We start from the raw sequence: 22013 nt of genomic DNA on the forward strand, positions 1-22013 counted from the left end.
TCTGACCCCACCAAAGTCGGGCACGTCAAAGCGGATCACTGTGCAAATCCGCCCCGGCGATCGAAAACCCGCGCCGGTTGCGACCCCGCAGCCCGCTTCTGTTGAGGCCGCTGTGACGGAGGCATCGAGCGAGAACTTGTTGGATTGGTATTGGCGTGCCGTGCCCCACGACCTCGCAGGCGCAGGTCCCGAACGGTTCGGGGCCGCCCTCGCGGCACTCACGCTCGATCAGGCGGCCAGTATCCGGTCACCGAGTTTCCAGCAGGTCACCGAGATTGCGCGAAAGTATGGCAAGGACCTTTTGGTGCATTCGATCGGCTCAAAGGTGTCACCCGCTCTGGCTCTTGCGGTTATTTCGGTCGAGTCGGCGGGAGAATTCGATGCGGTGAGCGGGGCAGGGGCACAGGGCCTTATGCAATTGATCCCAGACACCGCCGCGCGGTTCGGGGTGTCGGATGCCACCAATCCGTCCGAAAACATCCGCGGCGGCATCGCCTATCTCGATTGGTTGATTTCCGAATTCAACGGCGACGTGGCGCTTGCACTGGCGGGATATAACGCGGGCGAGAATGCGGTGAAGAAATACAACGGCCCGCCACCCTATGCCGAAACCCGCGCCTATGTGCCAAAGGTGCTCGCCGCTTGGCAGGTCGCGCGGCGTCTTTGCGTTACGCAGCCAGAGCTCTATTCAGATGGCTGCGTCTTCGCCACGGATGCGGTCCGGTCCAACTAGGTCGTCTCAGTCGACGATGGTCGCCTCGGTGGCTGCGCGCAATTCTTCTTCGCTCACCCCATCAGCCAGCTCGACGATTTTGAGCCCACCGTCCACCACGTCCAACACACCGAGATTGGTGATAACCCGATCGACGACGCTTTTGCCCGTCAGTGGTAGGGTGCATTCCTTGAGTAGCTTGCTGTCGCCATGTTTGTTGGTGTGATCCATCACAACCACCACGCGGCCCACGCCTGCCACGAGATCCATGGCGCCGCCCATGCCCTTTACCAGTTTGCCGGGGATCATCCAGTTGGCCAGATCGCCCTTTTCGTCCACTTCCATCGCGCCGAGGATCGCCATGGCGATTTTCCCGCCACGGATCATTCCGAATGAAAACGCGCTGTCGAAATAGGCGGTGTTTGGCAGTTCGGTGATCGTCTGTTTGCCGGCGTTGATGAGATCGGCGTCTTCTTCACCTTCATAGGGAAACGGCCCCATGCCGAGCATCCCGTTTTCGGATTGCAACGTCACGGTAACCCCCTCGGGGATGAAATTGGGAACCAACGTCGGAATACCGATCCCGAGGTTCACATAGGTCCCGTCTTCGAGTTCCAGTGCGGCCCGTGCGGCCATTTGATTGCGATCCCAAGGCATGGTCGTCTCCGTTTCGAATGTGGCGCGATCCTAACAACGTTTAAGGTGCGCCGTCCAAGTCTTTCTGCGCTGCGGCAGGTGTCAGCCCTAAGGTGGATTGGGCGTAATGCGAAAAAGCGTGTCTGCCATAGTCGGCGTTGAGATGACGGTTGTCGACGCGGTTCCCGACCTCCTCGGCCGACGAATTCGCGCGGGCAAACCGGTTCTGTGACCGGATCGGGTCGGCGCGGGTGTCCTGTGGCTGCGCGATGAACCCCATGCCCTGCGCAGCGAGGTGGGTCAAAATCGCATCCTCATAGAGGCCCGTCCAAACGCCAATGGTGTCCATTTGCGACGCCGCAGTGACAATAGGCTCATGCCCGAACCCCGGCTTCCAGGACCGCACGAGCGGATAGGGCGCAGGAAGGACAGTGATACGCGGGTCTGGTGGTATCCGGTTGAACAGGCCTGCCACGGCGTCCTCCACCGCGGCGTCAATAAAGGCTGTGAGCGCGGGCCTGCTGATAAGCGCTAGCCCGCGTCGCTGTGGTTCGTCCAGAACGTCACGCGTCGCGAACAGCCGCATGACGAGCAGCCACATAAAGCGCGTGCCGGTAAGAAGGATTTGGTCGAACGGTCGTAGATCGATCTCGCGCGCTTCGTTCCATTCGAAAAGGCGGTCGTCTGCATTTTCGGTCCTGAAGATTCCATTGTGGGCAACCGCGCGGGAAAACACATCGCCGGGCAGGCCGAAATAGGACACCTCGATATCGGGAAAATCCGCGCGGATCTCGTCGCGCGCGAGAAGAAAGGCACCCACATGGGATGTGCCAAGGACGAGAACCTTCATCGGCGGGCCGCCTCGATCAGCGCTTCCTCGCAAATGATGTCATCGTCTTCATCACTTTGCGGCGCGCTTTGATCGAACAGGACCGCGTCTTCTGCGCCCTGCGCCACAAAGAACATCGACATCGCCGCGCTTACGCCTTCCTCCGTCACCGAACGCAGGTTTGGCGCGTAGAAACGGTCACCCGCTGCGGGCGAGGTGATGAGATCGAAGGACGGGAAGTAGTCCACGTCGGCATGTCCGGCACAGAAACCGCCCGCGGCCGCGCGAAGAACTGATTTTGAATAGGTCGTGGATTGTAAAACATGGCGCTCCACCCCGGTGGCCGTCAGAGGAACCGGCGAGACGGTGAGGAGCATTTTCATATCCGGGTTCAGCGCATGTAGTGATTCCCGGATCGCATCCAAGTCTTCCATGATCTCGGGAAGCGTAAAGTTATAAAACCCATGGTGTGCCGGATCATATGTGCCGGCCAAGGTGCCCGGCGCCATTGGATAAACGGTTCCTGTGGCGCGATGCAGCCAAGTCTCGGTCAGTCCCAAGGTGAAAATGAACACGTCCGCTTCGCCGAGCGCCTGACGCACCGCCGCGAGGTGATGGGTGCGTGCTTCAATGACCTGATCGCCACTGGCGAAACCGTCCGGCTCTATGTTGGGGCGCTGTGAATCGTAGAACCGGCCTTCGCGGTCCCAAACCGGCTCTGCGGGAGAAAACTCACCGTAGGCTTCCTTGATCAACTGAAGGAGTTGGCGCGCGGTATAGATATTGCCGTAGCGCGCCGAATAGAGGCCATAGCCGAACTGGCGCAACACGCGCGCGGGCAGCGCCTTGGCGGGAGTTTCGGTGTCGATCACGGACCATGCGCGTTCGGCCAGGTTGCGGTGGATGTGTTGGGCGAAACAACTGCCCGCGGTCATGATACGCGTTTCAGGAGTGATCGGGAATTTAGGCTCATAGAGACCGGCGATCACGTCGGGTGCCTGCTCAGCAACGCCGGTTCGCCAAAAGGCCGTGTCGGGTAATTGGTCGTAGGGCGAACCCATCGACTTATGCGGCGGGGCGGGGACGGGTGGTGCGCTGCTCGATCCGCTTTTCATGCGCACCCTGAATCAGACGGTGAACATAGACACCGGGAAGGTGGATCGAGTCGGGGTCGAGGCTGCCGGTCGGCACGATCTCTTCGACTTCCATCACGCAGATCTTTCCGCACATCGCCGCGGGCGGGTTGAAGTTGCGCGCAGTTTTGCGAAACACCGCATTGCCCGTTTCGTCCGCTTTCCAGGCTTTGACGATGGAAAGGTCGGCAAAGATGCCCTCTTCCATAATATAGGTCTCACCGTTGAAATCCCGCTGATCCTTGCCATCGGCGATCACAGTGCCCACACCGGTTTTTGTGTAGAACCCGGGAATGCCCGCGCCACCGGCCCGCATCCGTTCGGCCAAGGTCCCCTGCGGGTTGAATTCGAGTTCCAACTCGCCGGACAGGTATTGGCGCATGAACTCGGCGTTTTCGCCCACGTAGGACGACATCATCTTTTTGATCTGGCGCGTTTCCAAAAGCTTGCCCAGACCGAAACCATCAACGCCTGCATTGTTCGAGGCGATGGTCAGGTCCTTCACGCCGCTTTCAACGAGCGCATCGATCAGTAGTTCGGGAATTCCACAGAGGCCAAACCCACCTGCAGCAATCAGCATGCCGTCAGACAACAACCCATCGAGGGCGTCTTTTGCGGAACCATAAACCTTTTGCATACGTCTCTCCCGGGGCACCTGAAATTTTCACAATAGGACGAAATCCCAAAGCGGAAGTCAACGGAATGCTGCGGCGCAACATGACGCATCGCGTCTATTTCGATGCGGTCTTCTTGGCTACCGGCTTTTTCGCCGCGGGCTTCTTTGCGGCCGGTTTCTTGGCCGCTGTCTTTTTAGCCGCGGGCTTTTTGGCGGCCGTTTTCTTCTTGCCGCCCTTTGCCGCCTTTTCTGCGATCAGTTCAACCGCCTGATCCATAGTCAGATCTTCGGGCTTCACGTCCTTGGGCAGTGTCGCATTCACCTTGCCCCATTTGACATAGGGACCGTAGCGGCCGTCGAGCACCTGAACGGGGCCACCTTCCTGCGGGTGTTCGCCCAGTTCTTTGAGCGCTTTCGCAGCGGCGCGACCACGACCGCCCGGGTTGGCGCGTTTTTCGGCCAAAATTTCCACAGCGCGGTTCATGCCGATTTCAAAAACATCATTGGGGTCTTTGAGGTTGGCGTAGACCGGTTTGGGGTCTTCGGGTTTCTGGTGCATCACATAGGGGCCAAAGCGTCCGAAGTTGGAGGTGATCATGCCCCCTTCCGGATGCTCGCCGATCTGGCGGGGCAGGCTCAGCAGGACAAGCGCCTTCTCGAGGTCCATTTCCTCCGCTTTCCACCCTTTGGGCAGAGAGGAGCGGTCCGGTTTCTTGACTTCTTCGGTTACCTCGCCGCGCTGGACGTAGGGTCCAAAGCGGCCGGAGCGCAAAGTGATCTCGTTGCCATTCTCGTCTTCACCGAGAATCCGGTCTTCGTTTTCGGCAGCATCCCCACCGATCGGGCGGGTGTAGCGGCACTCGGGGTAATTCGAGCAACCGACAAAGCCGCCGGATTTCGATGTCTTGAGGTGCAGGGATCCCGATCCACACAGAGGACAGGCGCGTGGGTCAGACCCATCTTCGCGCGGAGGATAGAGTGTTGGTGCGAGCGCGTCGTCAAGTTTGTCGAGCACCTCGGAAATGCGCAGCTCGGACGTTTCGGCGATGGCGGCCGAGAAATCGCGCCAGAAACGGTGCAACACTTCTTTGTAATCGAGATCGCCCGCCGAGATTTTGTCGAGCTCTTCCTCGAGGTTCGCGGTGAATTCATACCCCACATACCGGCGGAAGAAGTTCATCAGGAAGATCGTGACGATCCGGCCTTTGTCTTCTGGGATCAGGCGGTTCTGCTCTTTTCGAACGTATTCGCGCTCCACGATGGTCGTCAGGACCGAGGCGTAGGTGGAGGGGCGGCCGATGCCGAGCTCTTCCATCCGTTTGACCAGCGTGGCTTCGGTGTAGCGCGGCGGCGGGTTGGTGAAATGTTGCAGCGCGAGGACGGCACCATCACCGGTCAAAACGCATTCTTTGTCTTCTGCGTCCGACGCGAGAGCCCCGGCGACGCGTTTGACGACTTCGCCATCCATGATCTGGGGCAGGCGACCTTCGTCGTCCTCCTCAACGTCATCGCGACCCTCGGTATAGACCGCCATGAAGCCGTCAAAGACCACGACCTGACCCGTGGCGCGCAGGACGATCTCGCCGTCATCGGAGGTAATATCGACCGACGTCCGTTCCAGTTTCGCGGTTTCCATCTGGGCGGCAATCGTGCGTTTCCAGATGAGGTCGTAGAGCCGTGCCTGATCTTTGTCCGACAGGTTCACTTTATCAGGGGCGGCAAACATATCCGTCGGGCGGATACATTCGTGCGCTTCCTGCGCATTCTTGGCTTTGTTTTTATAGATGCGCGCGGAGGCGGGCACGTATTTGTCACCATAGCGCTCTTTGATCGCGTCACGGGTTTGGGCGACGGCCTCTGGCGCCATGTCGATGCCGTCGGTTCGCATGTAGGTAATGAGACCGGCCTCGTAGAGGCGCTGGGCGGAGTTCATGGTCTGGCGTGCGCCGAAACCGAATTTGCGGCTCGCTTCCTGCTGCAGTGTCGATGTCATGAACGGCGCAGAAGGGTTGCGCGAGGCGGGTTTTGCCTCGACCGAGGCGACTTTCAGGTCGCGCGACGCCACTGCGCGTGCGGCCAATTCGGCGCCGACGCGGTTTTCGAGATCGAATTTGTCGAGCTTTTTGCCGCCCATTTGCACAAGGCGCGCTTCGAAGTTCTGGCCCCGCGGCGTTTCGAGAACCGCTTTGACTGACCAGTATTCGCGCGCATTGAAGGCTTCGATTTCGACTTCGCGTTCGACGATGAGTCGCAAACAGACCGACTGCACACGACCCGCAGAACGTGCGCCGGGGAGTTTGCGCCACAAAACCGGCGAGAGGTTGAAGCCCACGAGGTAGTCGAGAGCGCGGCGTGCCAAATAGGCCTCCACCAGCGGGGCATCGACCTGACGCGGGTTTTTCATCGCTTCCGTGACGGCTTGTTTGGTGATCGCGTTGAACGTCACACGCGACACGGAGGTGGTTTTTTTGATCGCGCGCCGCTTGGTCAGCGCTTCCTGTAGGTGCCACGAAATCGCTTCGCCTTCGCGATCAGGGTCGGTCGCGAGGATCAGTGTGTCGTCATCTTTGAGCGCATCCACGATGGCTTTGACGTGTTTTTTGCTGTCATTGCCCACTTCCCACGTCATCTCGAATTCGTGGTCCGGATCGACGGAACCGTTTTTCGCCGGCAAGTCGCGGACGTGGCCGTAGGAGGCGAGCACGGTGTAGTCATTGCCGAGATACTTGTTGATCGTTTTGGCTTTCGCCGGGGATTCGACAACGACGACGGGCATGAACGATCCTTTGGGGCAGTGGTTTGGTGACTTATGGCGAGGCAAGATGTGTTGTGCAACACGCGATTGTCAATCGGCTTTCATCTCGGGTCTTGCGCAAAAGACCTCGCTTCCGGCGTTTAGTGATCTCTCTATTGCCCATGGCGTGCGGCTATTTCAATGCAGGTCGCGCACGCGCTTCCGGCGCGAAACCGAGCCTACATCAGGTTAGCACAGCGCGATAAAACCACCCGCTTTGCGCGAAACCCGCCCTTCCAGTTCAAGGCACAGGATTTCGGCGCAGATCCGTTCTGACGGGAGGCCGATGTCACGGATCAATTGATCCTCTGCGAGGGCGGACGTCGACAAACGTGACAGAATTTCCATGTGGAGCACTGTGTTATCGGAAAGGTCGCGATTTTCTGGCGGGGCGGGCGGTACGGGTATTGCTGCCTCAGGGGTTACCTCGTGTGTGCGCGCAATTGGCGATGCATCTGCCAAGGCATCAATGACATCGCGTGCCCCACGGATCAGCGACGCGCCGTCGCGGATGAGCAGATTGCAGCCCGCCGAGCGTGCGTCGAAGGGGTGACCAGGCACCGCCATAACATCGCGACCCTGATCGAGTGCGTTTTGCGCCGTTATAAGAGACCCCGAACGCGCTGCGGCCTCAACGACAACAGTTGCGCGCGACAGGCCCGACACGATCCGGTTGCGGGTCGGGAAATGGCGCGCAAGGGGTTTCATGCCGAACGGATGCTCGGACACCAGAAGTCCCTTTTCGCCAATGTCCGCATGCAACTGGGCGTTTTCGGGCGGGTAAACGATATCAAGACCACCCGCCAGACAGGCGATGGTGGAGCTTTCGAGGCCGGCGAGATGCGCCGCCGTGTCGATGCCGCGCGCTAGGCCGGATACGATTCCGAAACCTTCCTGCGCCAACTCGCGCGCAAGAGTGCGTGCAAATCGCGTTGCTAGGGAAGAGGCGTTGCGCGCGCCCACGATGGCAATCAAGGGGCGTTCAAAGTGGGATAGATCGCCCTTCGTCCACAGTAGAGGCGGGGCGTCGTCGATCATGGCGAGGTAGTCAGGATACTCCGGCTCACCCCGCGCCACGAGACGCGCACCGGCTTTGTGGCCTGCACGCAGTTCCGCGGCCACAACACCTTCCGGGCAAATCTCGTAATTCGAAACACCGGCAGATTTCGCCATGTCCGGCAGAGCCGCGAGAGCGGTCTGCGCATCACCGTGTTCGCGCATCATCCGGTAAAAAGTCGCCACGCCAACGCGACGTGAACGCAAGAGACGAAGCCAGTTCGCCCGATCTTCCTCGGTGTGGGGTGGGGTGAGGGGGTGGTGGGAAGGGAATAAATCCATTGAACCAACTGCACTCCGTCTCTTGCAGGATCACATTCGCCGAATTTGGTTAATGAGCGGTTACTAGGTCAAAGAAAATTCGAATTTTAGTGATTTCACAGCGTGCGCTGGGCCCGCAAACGCAAAATACCCTGCGTAAATGCGCGTTTTGGGCCCTGTTTGTGGGGAATGATCAATGCGAACGCTCCTTAAACCGGTGCCCGGATTCCCCGCCCACCAACTGCGCAGATCAGCTCGCCGATCCCCCAACCGTCAGTCCACCGATCAAAAGTGTGGGTTGGCCCACGCCAACGGGCACCCATTGCCCCTGTTTGCCGCAATTGCCCATACCCGGATCCAACGCCATGTCATTGCCGATCGCGCGGATTTGTTTAAGCGCCGTGGCCCCATCGCCAATCAGGGTCGCGCCCTTTACCGGTGCGCCGACGCGGCCGTTTTCGACGCGGTAGGCCTCGGTGCAGGAGAACACGAACTTACCGTTGGTGATATCGACCTGCCCACCGCCAAAGCCGACGGCGTAGATGCCATCCTTGACGTCCGCGACGATATCCTCAGGCGCGGTGTTGCCGCCTAGCATATACGTGTTGGTCATGCGCGGCATCGGCGTGTGGGCATAGCTTTCGCGCCGCCCGTTTCCGGTCGGATCAACCCCCATGAGGCGCGCGTTCTGGCGATCCTGCATGTAACCGACGAGTACACCGTCTTCGATCAGCACGTTTTTGGCCGATGGCGTTCCTTCGTCATCGACCGAAATCGACCCCCGCCGGTCCGGAATCGTGCCGTCATCCAGGACCGTGACACCGCGAGCGGCGACCTGTTGACCCATAAGGCCAGCAAATGCCGAGGTTTTTTTACGGTTGAAGTCCCCTTCGAGGCCATGTCCGACCGCTTCGTGCAACAAAATGCCGGGCCAGCCATTGCCCAGTGCGACGTCCATAACACCCGCAGGGGCAGGGACGGCTTCGAGGTTCACGCATGCCACGCGCAAGGCTTCGCGGGCAACGCCCTGCCAGTGACGCGGCAACATGAGCGACGTCAAGCCATAACGCCCGCCGCCGCCCGCCGATCCGCTTTCGCGCCGTCCGCCCTGATCGACGATGACAGAAATGTTGAGCCGCGCCATGGGCCGCACGTCGGACACCATGATGCCTTCGGGGCGCAAAATGAAAACTTCCTGAAAAGACGCGGCGAGCGACGCGCTCACCTGAACAACCCGTTTGTCGAGATCCCGCAAATAAGCGTCGATTTCCATCAAGGTGTCGATTTTGACCTCGAAAGCCGCCCCTTCGAGGGGGTTTTCGTCCGAATAGAGTTTGACATTGGTTGGCCGCGGACCGTGCGCGAGCGTGCCGCCACCATCACCAACAGCGAGGCGGGCGGTCTCGGCGGCGCGCCTGATCGCACTGTCTGATATCTCGGTGGAATGGGCGTAACCTGTTGTTTCACCTTTGACAGCGCGCAGGCCAAACCCTTCGGCGGCATCATAGGACGCCGTGCGGATGCGCCCGTCATCGAGGACCAATCCTTCGGATGTGCGCCGCTCAAAGAACAGCTCTCCGTCATCCGCCCCATTGACGGCCTCGCGTAGAAGGTGCAGTGCTGCGTCCTTATCTAGGGCGCCTTCGAATGGGTCAAAACGTCTCGCATTCATGGATTTTTCCACCTCGGGTCTTGATCTGGATCAAAAAACGCGCTCAATGCTGCACGAAACTGGCAGTCCAGAATCTATATGTGTTCTGCATAGGCAGACTCAAACGAAAAGGCGCCCCGACGCAACCGGGCGCAACCGCTTAAAAGTTCACGCTTCGGCTGGATCGCGGCGATAATAACGGGAAGAGACCATGCGCAACAAAACGCTTTTTGCCGGTATCACGGCTGCATCCACCGCAATGATGACCGCGAGTGCCGCTCTGGCGCAACAATCGGGCGAGCTTCTGGGCGCGCCTGTCCCCCGTGGCATCGACTTTCAGCCGGCGGCCACAGAATTGGCCCGCGACATTCACCGGCTTGATGGCATGCTCAACTGGGTCATGGGCGCGATCGTCCTGTTTGTGCTGGTCCTGATCGCCATCGTCATTGTGCGCTACAACGCGCGGGTCAACAAAACGCCGGCGAAATTTACCCATAACACCTCCGTGGAAATCGCGTGGACATTGATCCCTGTGATCATTCTGGTCGTGATCGGGATCTTCTCCCTGCCGGTTCTGTTCAAACAGCAGGAAATCCCCGAAGGCGACATCTACATCAAAGTGACCGGCTACCAGTGGTTCTGGGGCTACGAATATGTAGACGAAGGTTTCGGGTTTGAATCCTTCCTCCTGGCGAAAGAAGAATTGGCCGAGAACGGTTACACCGACGATCTCTACCTCTTGGCGACCGACACAGCTGTTGTAGTTCCCGTAGGCAAAACAGTTGTTATGGGCGTGACCGGCGCCGACGTTATCCATGCGTGGACCATCCCGGCCTTTGGCGTGAAACAGGACGCTGTTCCCGGTCGTGTCGCTGAGCTTTGGTTCAAAGCCGAGAAGACAGGCACATTCTTCGGCCAGTGTTCCGAGCTTTGCGGTAAAGACCACGCCTACATGCCCATTACTGTTAAGGTCGTGAGCGAAGAAGAATATGCCGCCTGGCTCGAAGGCGCACGCGATCTCTATGCTTCTGTGGAAACCGATGCAGACGTCGTGCGCGTCGCGGCATCCCAGTAAGAAAGACAGCGCAGGGACGGTTTTGCGACCGTTTCTGGGTGAACTGATCATGGCGTCCGGCGCGTGGGGATGATCCCCCCGTCGGACGCAAACTCCAGAAAGGCCCCGATGACCGACGCAAGCATCACATTCGAACAGGACCGCGAAGCGGGTTTCGGCGATTATTTCGCCTTGCTCAAGCCGCGCGTGATGTCGCTTGTCGTGTTTACGGCCTTTGTCGGTTTGGCTGTGGCCCCCGGTGGCGTGCATCCATTCATCGGGTTTTTTGCCATTCTGTGTATCGCCATCGGTGGCGGTGCCTCCGGCGCGCTGAACATGTGGTATGACGCCGATATCGATCGTGTGATGAAGCGGACGATGAAGCGTCCCATTCCAACAGGCAAAGTCACCGAGCAGGAAGCCCTGAGCATCGGCCTGACCCTGTCCGCATTCTCGGTGATCATGCTCGGTCTCGCGACAAATTGGGTCGCAGCAGGTCTTTTGGCGTTTACGATCTTCTTCTACGTTGCTGTTTACACGATGTGGCTCAAACGATTGACGCCCCAGAACATCGTGATCGGTGGCGCTGCGGGGGCTTTCCCGTCGATGATCGGCTGGGCGGCCGTGACAGGCGGGGTGAGCCTTGAGTCCGTTCTGATGTTCATGCTCGTTTTCATGTGGACGCCGCCCCACTTCTGGGCGCTGGCGCTGTTCATGAATGCCGACTACGACGCCGCCAAAGTGCCGATGTTGACGGTGACACACGGCAAACGTGCGACGCGCGTTCACATCCTCGTCTACACTGTTCTGCTCGCCGTCGCGGCATTTGCATTGCTTGCGACCCCGATTGCAGGATGGGCCTATCTGATCACAGCGATTGTGATGAATGGCGCATTCCTTGCGGGCGCTGTGCGTCTCTATCGCCGCGACGAAGTGCAGGCCGAGGCAGACAATTACAAAGCCGAGCGGCAGTTTTTCAAACTATCTCTGGTCTACACGCTCGCCCATTTCGCGGCCCTTCTCGTTGATCGCGTTCTTGGCGCGATGGGTGTCGGAGGTCCGTTCTAATGGCCATCACCAAACTTCACGAGGTCCACAAACGCCGCCGGTCCCGCAATGTCGGGCTCGGCTTTGCACTGGCGCTGTTCGTCGTGTTGCTCATGGGCCTGACGATCGCAAAAGTAACCGTTCTGGATCCCGCACGTTCGACAACTTCCGAGGTGCAACAGTGAAACGTCTCGAAGGTACCCAGAAAACCCTGCTGCAGACCGTTGGCGTTGTGACGCTCATGGGCGGGCTCGCGTGGGCGTCTGTGCCGTTTTATTCGTGGTTCTGTGCGGTCACGGGTTTTGGCGGCGCCACCGGCGTTTCCGAAACGGCCTCTGATGTCATTCTCGACGAGACCATCAAAATCCGTTTCGACGCCTCTGTCGCGCGCGACTTCCCGTGGAGCTTTAAACCCGTGGAGCGCGAGATGGAGTTGCGGATCGGCGAGACCGGTCTGGCCTTCTATGAAGCGACCAACCCGACGGATCGGCCCATTGCCGGCTCAGCATCCTATAACGTCGCGCCCTACGAGGCGGGCGGCTTTTTCACCAAGATCGACTGCTTCTGCTTTGAAATGCAGGTGCTTCAACCGGGTGAAACCGTGCTCATGCCGGTGACGTTCTACGTCGATCCAGAAATCACCACAGACAGAGATGCAAAATACGTGCATCGGATCACGCTGTCTTATACATTCCACGAAACCGATCTGCCCGAAGACTTTGCCGCGCTTGATGCCGGTACAGCCAAGGTCAGTGACCTAAACTAAACCCGTGAGAGGGCCCTCAAGGGAGAGGACGCGAAATATGGCGCACGAAAAGAACCACGACTACCACATTCTTCCCCCGTCGATCTGGCCGTTTACCGGCGCCGTCGCGGCGTTCATCATGCTTTTCGGCGCTGTTCAATGGATGTCGCCGGAAGTTTCAGATCGCCAACCATGGGTCTTTCTGATCGGCTTCGTCGGCGTGCTCTACACGATGTGGAGCTGGTGGCGTGAAACCATTCTCGAAAACCAGGCAGGTGACCACACGCCTGTCGTTCGCATCGGTCTGCGGTATGGCTTCATCATGTTCATCATGTCCGAAGTCATGTTCTTTGCGGCTTGGTTCTGGGCGTTCTTCAAGAACGCGCTCTACCCGATGTACGAATACGCGGGCACGGAATACGCGAAACCAGAATTCATTCCGGTTGATGCCTTTCACCTACCGCTCATGAACACGCTTCTTCTGCTGTGTTCGGGCGCTTTCGTCACGTGGGCACACCACGCTCTGGTGCACGGCAATGTCCGCAAAGACATCGTCTACGGCCTCGCTGGCGGCGTGATCTTTGGCGCTATCTTCACCCTGTTCCAGGCCTACGAGTACTATGAACTTCTGGTGCATGAAGGCTGGACCTTCGGCGGCGAGTTCTTCTTTGGCTCCTTCTTCATGGCAACCGGTTTCCACGGCGCGCACGTGATCATCGGGACGATTTTCCTGACCGTCTGTCTGGTTCGCGCCATGAAAGGCCACTTTACGCCGGAAGATCACATCGGCTTTGAGGCGGCTGCGTGGTACTGGCACTTCGTCGATGTTGTCTGGCTCTTCCTCTTTGTGGCGGTCTACATCTGGGGCCAGTGAGCCGCAGGGTTTTGACCCGAGAAACCAATCAGGAGAGGGCGTGGCGAGGGCTGCGCCCTTTTCTATCCAAGGAGGCGAACTCTTGAAATTTTGGTCCACGGTCATCTTTGCGACTCTCGGCTTTGCCGTGATGGTGACGCTGGGCGTGTGGCAGCTCCAAAGGCTTGAGTGGAAAGAGGGCGAGTTGGCCAAGATCACCTCTGCACAGCAGGCGGCACCAGTCCCGCTCGATGCTTTGTCCGATCCCGCAGCCGAAAAATACCGACCCGTCTTTGTCACCGGCACGCTCGGCACTGATGAGATTTTCATCCTCGTCTCCACCCGTGATCGCGGCGCAGGGTATCGGGTCATTAGCCCCCTAGAGACCGCGACGGGGCGTCGGGTTTTGATCGACCGCGGCTACATCCCGCTCGAGGCAAAAGACGTTTCCCGACCGCTCCAAACCGACATCACCGTTAATGGAAACGTTCATGTCCCGGATGATCGCAATGCATCCACGCCGCAAAATGATGTCGCGGGCAATATCTGGTTCGCGCGGGATGTTGATGATCTGGCCGCGGCCCTTCAAACTGAGCCGGTCTTGATCGTCGCGCGGTCGGACACGGGACAGGGGATTTTGCCTCTGCCGGTAACCACCGAAGGCATCCCGAATAATCACCTGAGCTATGCAATCCAGTGGTTTTTGTTTGCCGCGATCTGGGCGGGCGTGACAACCGTGCTTGCGTGGCGTATCAGGGCGCGAACGGACTAAAGAGCAGACAACATGCGCTATATCTCGACCCGCGGCCAAGCGCCGGTGCTAAATTTTGAAGAGGCGATGCTCACAGGGCTGGCCTCGGACGGCGGGCTTTATGTGCCTGAAACAATCCCCGAAATGAGCGCGGATGACATCGCGGCACTTGCGGGTCTGTCCTATGAAGACATCGCTTTTCGCGTGATGAAACCGTTCATCGGCACGACCTTCACCGACGCCGAATTCCGCGACATCATTGCCCGCGCCTATAGCGTATTTGGCCACGATGCGCGCGCACCTCTGGTTCAGTTGGGGGCGAACCATTTCCTGCTCGAACTGTTCCATGGCCCGACCTTGGCGTTCAAAGACTTTGCCATGCAGCTGATCGGGCAACTGTTTCAGTCCGCTCTGGCGCGTCGTGGCGACCGTGTCACAATCGTTGGTGCAACCTCTGGCGACACCGGATCGGCGGCGATCGAGGCGTTCAAGGGCCTCGAAAACGTCGACGTCTTTATCCTGTTCCCGCATGGGCGTGTTTCCGATGTCCAGCGCCGTCAAATGACAACGCCGAGCGAGAGCAACGTGCACGCCCTCGCCGTGGAAGGGGATTTTGATGATTGTCAGGCAGCCCTCAAAGAAATGTTTGCCGACGCCGCATTCCGTGATGGCGTGAAGCTCGCCGCCGTCAATTCGATCAACTGGGCGCGTGTCCTCGCGCAGGTTGTATATTACTTCTCTGCGGCCGTTTCACTCGGCGCGCCGCACCGCAAGGTTTCATTCACCGTGCCCACCGGCAACTTCGGTGACATTTTCGCAGGCTACATCGCCAAACGCATGGGCCTGCCCATCGACAAGCTGGTGATCGCCACGAACCAGAACGACATCCTGCACCGCACGTTGGAAACGGGGGCCTACACGAAAGAGGGCGTTACCCCCTCGATTTCACCGTCGATGGATATTCAGGTATCGTCTAACTTCGAGCGTGCGCTTTTCGACGTCTACGATCGGGACGGGGCCGCTATTGCACAGTTGATGGACGAACTTAAATCCGGCTCTTTCGTGGTGTCCCAAGGGGCCCATGAACGTCTACGCGAGACCTTCGTGTCCGGGCGCGCATCGGAGGAAGAGACCTCGGCCACCATCGCGGCCTTCAAAGACCGTGCGGGCGAGGTGCTCTGCCCCCATTCCGCCGTGGGCGTTAAGGTCGCCGAAGAATTCCTGTCCGAGGTGCCGATGATCACGCTGGCGACCGCACATCCCGCCAAATTCCCCGCCGCCGTAGAAGCGGCCTGTGGCATTCACCCGCCGCTCCCTGAGCGTATGGCGGATCTTTTCGAGCGCGACGAACGTTTCACCGTCGTGCCCAATGATCTCGAAGGGCTCAAAACCCTCGTGAAGGAGCGTATTGCTTGACCCGACAAACCCATACCCTGTCGAACGGTTTCCGGATCGTCACCGAACTCCAACCCTCGATGGAAAGCGCGTCTCTTGGCGTTTGGGTGTTGGCGGGCGGGCGCCATGAGCGCGCCGAACAGAACGGCATCGCCCACTTTCTGGAACACATGGCCTTCAAAGGCACCGCGCGTCGCACGCCGTTGCAAATCGCCGAGGTTCTCGAAGACGTTGGTGGATATTTGAACGCCTATACCTCACGTGAAACGACGGCCTATTACGCGCGCGTTCTCAAAGAGGATGTCGCACTGGCCCTCGACGTGATTGGCGACATCGTCCTCAATCCAGTTTTCGATGCGCGCGAATTGGAAGTCGAACGCGGTGTGATCCTGCAGGAAATCGGTCAGGCGCTCGATACGCCAGATGACATCATCTTCGACTGGCTTCAGGAAACCGCCTATCCCCGGCAGGCAATTGGGCGCACGATCCTCGGCCCCGCAGAACGGGTGCGTGCCTTTAGCCGCGAAGACCTCGCAGGCTTCGTGGCAGAGCATTACTCGCCTGAACGCATGGTCCTCTCAGCAGCCGGTAACGTGGACCACGACAAAATCGTTCAGCAGGCCGAGAAGATTTTCGGCCATCTGACAGCGCATGGAAAAGACGACGCAGAGCCTGCGCTCTTTCTCGGGGGCGAAACCCGCCGTGTGAAGGATCTCGAACAGGCCCATTTCACGATCGCTTTCGAGGGGCCGGGATACCGCGACCCGAGTTATTTTACTGCTCAGGCGGCCTCGACCCTGTTGGGCGGTGGAATGTCGTCGCGTCTGTTTCAGGAGATTCGGGAAAAGCGCGGGCTTTGCTATACGATTTTCGCCCAGACCGGCGCCTATTCAGACACCGGCCTGATGACCATCTACGCAGGAACCTCAGGCGAAGAAGTCGGTGCTCTGGCTGACCTGACCATCGACGAATTGCGCCGTTCTGCCGACGATCTCAACGAAGCCGAAGTGGCGCGCGCACGTGCGCAGATCAAAGCAGGCCTGCTTATGGGACTCGAAAGCCCCGCCGCACGCGCCGAGCGTAATGCCCGCATGATCGGCATTTGGGACCGCGTGCCCGACATCGCCGAAACTGTGGCGCGTATAGAAGCGGTGAACCTGACGGACGTACGTGAATTCCTCGGCCAGATGGGGACTGCGAAAGCATCCATGGCGCTCTACGGACCGGTCGAACGCGCGCCAGCGCTGGCGACCCTGAAAGAGCGGTTCGCGGCCTGATGCTCAAGCGGCGTGTCAAGCTCGGGATTGAATCCGAACGGATGACACTGCGCTTGCCGCAGCATAGTGATTACCGCGCGTGGAGTAGTCTGCGCGGCGCCTCTGCAGAGTTTCTGCAGCCATGGGAGCCGACGTGGTCAGACGACCACCTGTCGCGCAAGTCCTTCACCAACCGCGTTTATTGGTCTGAACGGGTCTATAAATCTGATCAGGGGTGTCCGGTTTTCCTGTTCCGGCGCGACGATCAGGCGCTTCTGGGCGCGATCACATTGGACAATATCCGGCGCGGCCCGTCGCAGGCGGGGACAATCGGATATTGGATTGGCGCGCCCTTTGCCCGTCAGGGGTATATGAAGGAAGCGATCGCCGCACTCACGCATTTTGCCTTTGCAAAACTGGACCTTAGCCGTATCGAGGCCGCGTGCCTGCCCGAGAACGCGGCTTCGCGCGGGGCGCTTGAAAAGGCCGGGTTCAAATACGAAGGCGTGGCGCAATCCTACCTGCAGATCAACGGGCGGTGGCGCAATCATGTGCTTTATGCGTCCTTGCGCGCCGACCGCCGCGGGCGGACCGATATCGGTCAGGCGTGATCGTTCACGACATTGAAACCTGACGCATCGCGGTTTTGCCCTATACTCACTCCCATCGGTTCACTCCAAGGAGCGGGTTCATGCGGCAGGCAACCACACTTATTGTGTCGACCTTTCTTTGTTTTTCCTCAATCGGCGTGACGTCCGGCACGGCACAAGAGAGCGAACGTGATCGCATCCCCAGCCACTGTCGATCCTTGGCGAACGACATCGACGGCGGGACTTATATCTGGCGTGCGGCCCTGACGGATCCACTGCCTGATCACACGGTGCGCATCAAATATATCGACCATGCGATGTTCGTTGTCCAAGCAGGCGAAATAGAAGCCGTGACGGATTTCAACGGCTACTTTGGTGTGACCGACTGGGTGCCTGACGTTGTAACCATGAATCAGGCCCATTCGAGCCATTACACCAGCCGCGTGGACGACCGCGTTACGCATGTACTGGAAGGATGGGGGCGGTTCGCAGAGGGCGCGGAACACAATCTCGACCTTGGCCCCATGTTGATCCGCAATGTGCCAACCGATATCCGCATGGGAGATGGGCGCGAGCCGAACGGCAACTCGGTTTTCATCTTCGAGGCAGGCGGTTTGTGCATCGGGCATCTCGGGCACCTCCATCATGAACCAAGCGAAGAACAATATGCGGCCATCGGGCGGCTGGATGTGGTGATGGCGCCCGTTGACGGCGGCTTAACCGTGCCGCGTGAAACCATGGTGAAAATCGTGTCGCGACTGCGATCCTCCATCGTGATCCCGATGCATTGGTTTTCGCGTGGTGGCCTGAACGCGTTCCTGCAGGAGATGAGCACGAGCTTTACCGTCATCGAAACGGGCACGACCGAACTTCTTGTTTCCCTTGACCGCTTGCCCTCAGAGCCGACAATCATGGTGCTTGAACCGCAGTTTATCGAAGATTGACCGGAGAATTGATGGGCCAGACTTGGATCGCACTCTTGCGCGGCGTGAACGTGGGCGGGCATGGCAAACTCCCGATGGCTGCATTCAGACAGAGCCTGCAGTCAGTGGGTTATGGAAACGTGCGCACCTATGTTCAATCCGGGAATGCGGTCTTTGAAAGCGAACGGGATGCAGGCGAAATTAGCGCGCAGATAACAGGGGTGCTTGAAACCGATTTCGGTTTTTCCCGCCCCGTCTTTGTCATGTCGCCCGATGCATTGGAAATGGCTATTGCCGCCAACCCTTTTAAGGCCGCATTGGCCGAGCCAAAATCCCTTCACCTGTTTTTCTGTGGCGGCGCGGTGAATTTTGATGTGCATGGTTTCGCCGAAATTTGCGATCAGGGGGAGCAGTTTGATTTCGTCAAAAACGTGTTCTATTTTTACACAACTAACGGTTTTGGCAGGTCAAAAGCGTCCCAAAAGATCGAGAAATTCCTGCAGGCGGATGTTGTGACGGCGCGCAATCTTAATTCCTGCCGCAATATCGCAACGCTGGCGCAGGGGTAATCAGCACGCTACACCTGACCCGCAAAAGGAGCCGTGTTGATGTCCGATTTCCTCGCCACACTCGCCGCGCAACTGCCCCACGGCACGTTGCGTCCCGCCAATCCCGGCGAGCTGGACGACCCACGTGGTCGCCATGAAGGGCAGGCATTGGCGGTCGCGCGCCCAGCCTCGACACTAGAAGTCTCCACAATCCTGAAGGCCTGCAATCAGGCATCCGTTTCGGTGGTTCCGTTGGGCGGTGGAACAGGGCTCGTGTTGGGCCAAGTGGCTCATGACGGGCCAGCGCCTCTTGTAATCTCCTTGGAGCGAATGACGGCAATCCGAGCGATTTACCCCTCCGAGAATGTCATCGTCGCCGAAGCCGGCGCGATCCTCGCCGATGTGCAAAATGCTGCGCAAGGCGTCGACCGGCTATTCCCGCTCTCGCTGGCCGCGGAAGGGTCTGCGCGAATTGGCGGAAACCTCGCCACGAATGCCGGTGGGCTGAACGTGCTGCGCTATGGGAACGCGCGTGATCTTTGTTTGGGGTTGGAGGCCGTGTTGCCGGATGGTTCGATTTGGAACGGGCTGAAACGGCTGCGCAAAGACAACACGGGCTATGACCTGAAAAACCTCATGATCGGGTCGGAAGGCACCTTGGGTATCATCACCGCCGCGGCCCTGCGCCTGTTTCCACAACCAACCGGAGAAGCAGCGGCGTTCTTTGTTGTGCCCGATCCGCAGGCTGCGCTCGACCTCCTCGCATTGGCGCGCGCGCAACTGGGCGAGACGATTTCGGCCTTCGAACTCATTTCCGGCGTCGGGCTGGATTTTCTAACGGAAACTCTTCCCGATTTGCGACAACCATTTGCTGTGCGACCCGAGTGGTGCGTCCTCATCGATGTTGGAACATCGGGGGCCTTGGACCCGTTTGTGATGCTGGAGGATCTGTTTACTGCGGCCTTCACCGCCGGATTGGCAAGTGACGGCGTGATTGCCAAATCCGGCTCCGAGCGCGCCGAGTTTTGGGCGGTTCGCGAAAGCATTCCGGAGGCAAACCGCCGCATCGGGTCGATCTCGTCGCATGATATATCGGTGCCTCTGTCGACAATTCCCGCCTTTATCCCTGAAGGAATAGCTGCGCTGCGCGAGCTGGGGGATGTCCGGGTGAATTGTTTTGGCCATCTGGGCGATGGCAACCTGCACTATAACGTGTTCCCCGCGAAGGGCCGTGATCGGCGCGAATATGAAGACATCCGCGCCGAGGTGAAGCGCACTGTGCATGATCTTGTCCATGCATATGACGGATCGGTAAGTGCGGAACACGGGATCGGACGGCTCAAAGTCGAAGACCTCGAACGCTATCAGGACCCTGTGAAACTCGCAGCCATGCGCGCAATCAAAAAGGCGCTGGACCCGAACGGGATCATGAACCCGGGCGCTGTTCTGAGGATTTAGGCCCCGTCGAAATCACACAGCGCGTGCACTTCGTAGCCGAGTTTTTCGAGCAATTTCTGCCCGCCCAACTCCGGCAGGTTCACGATAAATGCGCAGCCCACGATTTCGCCACCCAAACGTTCAACCAATTTGATCCCCGCCTCGGCAGTGCCGCCAGTCGCCAATAGATCATCGACGATCAAGACCTTTTCCCCCGGCGAAATGGCATCGTCGTGGATTTCGACGACGGCCTCGCCGTATTCCAGTTTGTAGTCTTCCGAAATCACGGCGCCGGGAAGTTTGCCCTTTTTGCGAACAGGCACAAACCCCACGGAAAGCTGGTGGGCGATGGCGCCCCCCATGATGAACCCGCGCGCTTCCAGTCCGACGACCTTGTCGATCCTGAGGCCTGCATAGGGGTGCAACATCTGGTCGATCGCCATGCGAAACCCGCGCGGGTCGGCAAAGAGCGTGGTCACATCGCGAAACATGATCCCTTCGTGCGGGAAGTCGACAATGGTGCGGATGTAATCTTTGACAGTCTTCGTTTGCATCAGGTTTAGCCTTTCAGGACGCGACCGGCGACGGTCGAAAGTTTTTCCACGAGTGCCGTATCGCGTTTATCGGGCGCCGTCATGACCGCGTATTCAAGAGCGCGGTCACACCCGTGTTCGCAAGGCGCGTAGGCCGCGCTCAGCAGGGCAGGCAGAGCGGCCACAAGCGATTTTGCATGCGCCGTGTTGGCTTTTAGCGTGGAGAGAATTTGGGTGATATCCACGGCACCGTGGTCTGGGTGCCAACTGTCGTAATCTGTCACCATCGCGATGGATGCGTAGCAAATCTCGGCCTCGCGCGCGAGTTTGGCCTCCGGCATATTTGTCATGCCGATGACGTCGCAGCCCCAAGAACGGTAGAGTTTGCTCTCTGCCACGGAGGAAAACTGTGGACCCTCCATGGCGAGGTAGGTGCCGCCTTTGTGCACCGTAACACCCGTTGAACGCGCGGCCTCATAGGCCAGACCCGAGAGCCGCTCACAAACCGGATGGGCCACGGAAACATGCGCGACGCATCCGGTTTCAAAGAACGATTTCACGCGAGCAAAGGTGCGGTCGATAAACTGGTCGACGACAACGAAATCACCGGGCGCCATCTCTTCGCGAAAGGATCCGACTGCCGACACCGAGACGAGGTCGGTGACACCCATTTGCTTGAGCGCATCGATGTTGGCGCGGTAGGGGACGGTGGAGGGGGTGTGGACGTGGCCGCGACCATGCCGTGGTAGAAACACCATCCGCACCCCGTCGAGCGAGCCTGTCAAAAGGGAATCGGATGGCGGTCCCCATGGTGTGTTCACCTCTTGCCAGCTTGCGTCCTGCAACCCGTCAATTTCATAGACGCCAGAGCCGCCCATCACGCCAATAATTCGTTCCATGCCGTTCCCTTGTTTCTGGTCACGCGGTCAAACTATGCCCTCACGGCGACATAGAAAAGCGCGTAGCTTTGTAGAGCTCAAAAAATCGAGACGGTTTACGTTTCCAACAGTGAACCGGTGCCCCATGGGGACGTCGTATCCGATCTTTCCGTGCGCAAGGCGACGAGCATCATTGGGCCAATGCTGTCCGCGCCACCTCCAAAATTGAATGACCCCATCTGTCTCGTAGTCGGTCACCCTTGTGGCTCCCCCGCAACTGCAACGGGGGCTTGCAGGGGCTATTAGTGGCCCTTT

Annotated in this window: 22 protein-coding genes; 13 read left to right on the forward strand and 9 right to left on the reverse strand. The window is 58.9% G+C overall.

Annotation, left to right across the window (positions count from 1 at the left end):
* Positions 1 to 733: lytic transglycosylase domain-containing protein (locus tag ABD815_RS09515; RefSeq protein WP_344846672.1), on the forward strand; the 733-nt coding region annotated here is incomplete at its 5' end.
* Positions 734 to 739: 6 nt separating this feature from the next.
* Here the strand turns inward: ABD815_RS09515 and ABD815_RS09520 are convergent.
* The 7 genes from ABD815_RS09520 to tldD form a co-directional block, all read right to left on the reverse strand.
* On the reverse strand, positions 740 to 1369 hold the full coding sequence (locus ABD815_RS09520) for a 3-oxoacid CoA-transferase subunit B (protein ID WP_344846674.1): 630 nt from the start codon (positions 1367 to 1369) through the stop codon (positions 740 to 742).
* Positions 1370 to 1409: 40 nt separating this feature from the next.
* Positions 1410 to 2198, reverse strand: a complete 789-nt coding sequence (locus ABD815_RS09525) for a hypothetical protein (RefSeq protein ID WP_344846676.1) — start codon at positions 2196 to 2198, stop codon at positions 1410 to 1412.
* The gene (locus ABD815_RS09530) at positions 2195 to 3292 is read right to left on the reverse strand and encodes a GSCFA domain-containing protein (RefSeq protein WP_344846679.1); all 1098 of its coding nucleotides are present in this window, start codon (positions 3290 to 3292) and stop codon (positions 2195 to 2197) included. The genes ABD815_RS09525 and ABD815_RS09530 overlap by 4 nt, the downstream gene beginning before the upstream one ends.
* Complete coding sequence (locus ABD815_RS09535; RefSeq protein WP_344846681.1) at positions 3243 to 3947, reverse strand: CoA transferase subunit A; 705 nt, start codon at positions 3945 to 3947, stop codon at positions 3243 to 3245. Before ABD815_RS09535 ends, ABD815_RS09530 begins: the two co-directional genes overlap by 50 nt.
* 94 nt (positions 3948 to 4041) lie before the next feature.
* Positions 4042 to 6702, reverse strand: a complete 2661-nt coding sequence (gene topA, locus ABD815_RS09540; protein ID WP_344846683.1) for a type I DNA topoisomerase — start codon at positions 6700 to 6702, stop codon at positions 4042 to 4044.
* A 207-nt stretch (positions 6703 to 6909) separates the two neighbouring features.
* Positions 6910 to 8058, reverse strand: a complete 1149-nt coding sequence (gene dprA, locus ABD815_RS09545; RefSeq protein ID WP_344846685.1) for a DNA-processing protein DprA — start codon at positions 8056 to 8058, stop codon at positions 6910 to 6912.
* Between the two features lie 229 nt (positions 8059 to 8287).
* Positions 8288 to 9709: a metalloprotease TldD gene (gene tldD, locus ABD815_RS09550; protein ID WP_344846687.1), complete on the reverse strand. Its 1422-nt coding sequence runs from the start codon at positions 9707 to 9709 to the stop codon at positions 8288 to 8290.
* A 190-nt stretch (positions 9710 to 9899) separates the two neighbouring features.
* Between tldD and coxB the strand changes: the two genes are divergently transcribed.
* The 12 genes from coxB to ABD815_RS09610 all read left to right on the forward strand — a co-directional run bounded on the left by coxB (position 9900) and on the right by ABD815_RS09610 (position 20308).
* Positions 9900 to 10763, forward strand: coding sequence for a cytochrome c oxidase subunit II (coxB, locus tag ABD815_RS09555; protein WP_344846689.1), 864 nt, complete (start codon positions 9900 to 9902; stop codon positions 10761 to 10763).
* A gap of 108 nt (positions 10764 to 10871) precedes the next feature.
* The gene (gene cyoE, locus ABD815_RS09560; RefSeq protein WP_344846691.1) at positions 10872 to 11810 is read left to right on the forward strand and encodes a heme o synthase; all 939 of its coding nucleotides are present in this window, start codon (positions 10872 to 10874) and stop codon (positions 11808 to 11810) included.
* On the forward strand, positions 11810 to 11974 hold the full coding sequence (locus ABD815_RS09565; RefSeq protein WP_344846693.1) for a cytochrome C oxidase assembly protein: 165 nt from the start codon (positions 11810 to 11812) through the stop codon (positions 11972 to 11974). The genes cyoE and ABD815_RS09565 overlap by 1 nt, the downstream gene beginning before the upstream one ends.
* Positions 11971 to 12555, forward strand: a complete 585-nt coding sequence (locus tag ABD815_RS09570; protein WP_344846695.1) for a cytochrome c oxidase assembly protein — start codon at positions 11971 to 11973, stop codon at positions 12553 to 12555. The genes ABD815_RS09565 and ABD815_RS09570 overlap by 4 nt, the downstream gene beginning before the upstream one ends.
* Positions 12556 to 12592: 37 nt before the next feature.
* Positions 12593 to 13408, forward strand: a complete 816-nt coding sequence (locus ABD815_RS09575) for a cytochrome c oxidase subunit 3 (RefSeq protein ID WP_344846697.1) — start codon at positions 12593 to 12595, stop codon at positions 13406 to 13408.
* Positions 13409 to 13490: 82 nt separating this feature from the next.
* Positions 13491 to 14159 carry an SURF1 family protein gene (locus ABD815_RS09580; protein ID WP_344846699.1) on the forward strand — a complete coding sequence of 223 codons (669 nt, stop codon included), beginning with the start codon at positions 13491 to 13493 and terminating at the stop codon, positions 14157 to 14159.
* Positions 14160 to 14171: 12 nt separating this feature from the next.
* Positions 14172 to 15554 (forward strand): threonine synthase, encoded by a 1383-nt coding sequence (gene thrC, locus ABD815_RS09585; RefSeq protein ID WP_344846701.1) that lies wholly within the window; start codon positions 14172 to 14174, stop codon positions 15552 to 15554.
* Positions 15551 to 16810, forward strand: coding sequence for a M16 family metallopeptidase (locus ABD815_RS09590; RefSeq protein WP_344846703.1), 1260 nt, complete (start codon positions 15551 to 15553; stop codon positions 16808 to 16810). Before thrC ends, ABD815_RS09590 begins: the two co-directional genes overlap by 4 nt.
* Positions 16810 to 17400, forward strand: a complete 591-nt coding sequence (locus ABD815_RS09595) for a GNAT family N-acetyltransferase (protein ID WP_344846705.1) — start codon at positions 16810 to 16812, stop codon at positions 17398 to 17400. Before ABD815_RS09590 ends, ABD815_RS09595 begins: the two co-directional genes overlap by 1 nt.
* A gap of 80 nt (positions 17401 to 17480) precedes the next feature.
* A complete protein-coding gene (locus ABD815_RS09600) occupies positions 17481 to 18323 on the forward strand; it encodes an MBL fold metallo-hydrolase (RefSeq protein WP_344846707.1) in 843 nt (280 codons plus the stop codon).
* Positions 18324 to 18334: 11 nt separating this feature from the next.
* A complete protein-coding gene (locus ABD815_RS09605) occupies positions 18335 to 18871 on the forward strand; it encodes a DUF1697 domain-containing protein (protein WP_344846709.1) in 537 nt (178 codons plus the stop codon).
* A 39-nt stretch (positions 18872 to 18910) separates the two neighbouring features.
* Positions 18911 to 20308 carry an FAD-binding oxidoreductase gene (locus tag ABD815_RS09610; RefSeq protein WP_344846711.1) on the forward strand — a complete coding sequence of 466 codons (1398 nt, stop codon included), beginning with the start codon at positions 18911 to 18913 and terminating at the stop codon, positions 20306 to 20308.
* On the opposite strand, the gene ABD815_RS09615 is transcribed toward ABD815_RS09610, so the two are convergent.
* Positions 20305 to 20841, reverse strand: a complete 537-nt coding sequence (locus tag ABD815_RS09615) for an adenine phosphoribosyltransferase (RefSeq protein WP_344846713.1) — start codon at positions 20839 to 20841, stop codon at positions 20305 to 20307. The two genes, ABD815_RS09610 and ABD815_RS09615, sit on opposite strands and share 4 nt — an antisense overlap.
* A gap of 5 nt (positions 20842 to 20846) precedes the next feature.
* Positions 20847 to 21719, reverse strand: a complete 873-nt coding sequence (locus tag ABD815_RS09620) for an S-methyl-5'-thioadenosine phosphorylase (RefSeq protein ID WP_344846715.1) — start codon at positions 21717 to 21719, stop codon at positions 20847 to 20849.
* Positions 21720 to 22013 lie beyond the last annotated feature (294 nt).

The organism is Celeribacter arenosi (assembly GCF_039539485.1).
Taxonomy (GTDB): Bacteria; Pseudomonadota; Alphaproteobacteria; order Rhodobacterales; family Rhodobacteraceae; genus Celeribacter; species Celeribacter arenosi.

Coding starts and splice junctions, on each gene's coding strand:
- ABD815_RS09520 (WP_344846674.1), bottom strand. CDS start 1,369: ATGCCTTGGGATCGCAATCAAATGGCCGCACGGGCCGCACTGGAACTC.
- ABD815_RS09525 (WP_344846676.1), bottom strand. CDS start 2,198: ATGAAGGTTCTCGTCCTTGGCACATCCCATGTGGGTGCCTTTCTTCTC.
- ABD815_RS09530 (WP_344846679.1), bottom strand. CDS start 3,292: ATGAAAAGCGGATCGAGCAGCGCACCACCCGTCCCCGCCCCGCCGCAT.
- ABD815_RS09535 (WP_344846681.1), bottom strand. CDS start 3,947: ATGCAAAAGGTTTATGGTTCCGCAAAAGACGCCCTCGATGGGTTGTTG.
- topA (WP_344846683.1), bottom strand. CDS start 6,702: ATGCCCGTCGTCGTTGTCGAATCCCCGGCGAAAGCCAAAACGATCAAC.
- dprA (WP_344846685.1), bottom strand. CDS start 8,058: ATGGATTTATTCCCTTCCCACCACCCCCTCACCCCACCCCACACCGAG.
- tldD (WP_344846687.1), bottom strand. CDS start 9,709: ATGAATGCGAGACGTTTTGACCCATTCGAAGGCGCCCTAGATAAGGAC.
- coxB (WP_344846689.1), top strand. CDS start 9,900: ATGCGCAACAAAACGCTTTTTGCCGGTATCACGGCTGCATCCACCGCA.
- cyoE (WP_344846691.1), top strand. CDS start 10,872: ATGACCGACGCAAGCATCACATTCGAACAGGACCGCGAAGCGGGTTTC.
- ABD815_RS09565 (WP_344846693.1), top strand. CDS start 11,810: ATGGCCATCACCAAACTTCACGAGGTCCACAAACGCCGCCGGTCCCGC.
- ABD815_RS09575 (WP_344846697.1), top strand. CDS start 12,593: ATGGCGCACGAAAAGAACCACGACTACCACATTCTTCCCCCGTCGATC.
- thrC (WP_344846701.1), top strand. CDS start 14,172: ATGCGCTATATCTCGACCCGCGGCCAAGCGCCGGTGCTAAATTTTGAA.
- ABD815_RS09595 (WP_344846705.1), top strand. CDS start 16,810: ATGCTCAAGCGGCGTGTCAAGCTCGGGATTGAATCCGAACGGATGACA.
- ABD815_RS09600 (WP_344846707.1), top strand. CDS start 17,481: ATGCGGCAGGCAACCACACTTATTGTGTCGACCTTTCTTTGTTTTTCC.
- ABD815_RS09605 (WP_344846709.1), top strand. CDS start 18,335: ATGGGCCAGACTTGGATCGCACTCTTGCGCGGCGTGAACGTGGGCGGG.
- ABD815_RS09610 (WP_344846711.1), top strand. CDS start 18,911: ATGTCCGATTTCCTCGCCACACTCGCCGCGCAACTGCCCCACGGCACG.
- ABD815_RS09615 (WP_344846713.1), bottom strand. CDS start 20,841: ATGCAAACGAAGACTGTCAAAGATTACATCCGCACCATTGTCGACTTC.
- ABD815_RS09620 (WP_344846715.1), bottom strand. CDS start 21,719: ATGGAACGAATTATTGGCGTGATGGGCGGCTCTGGCGTCTATGAAATT.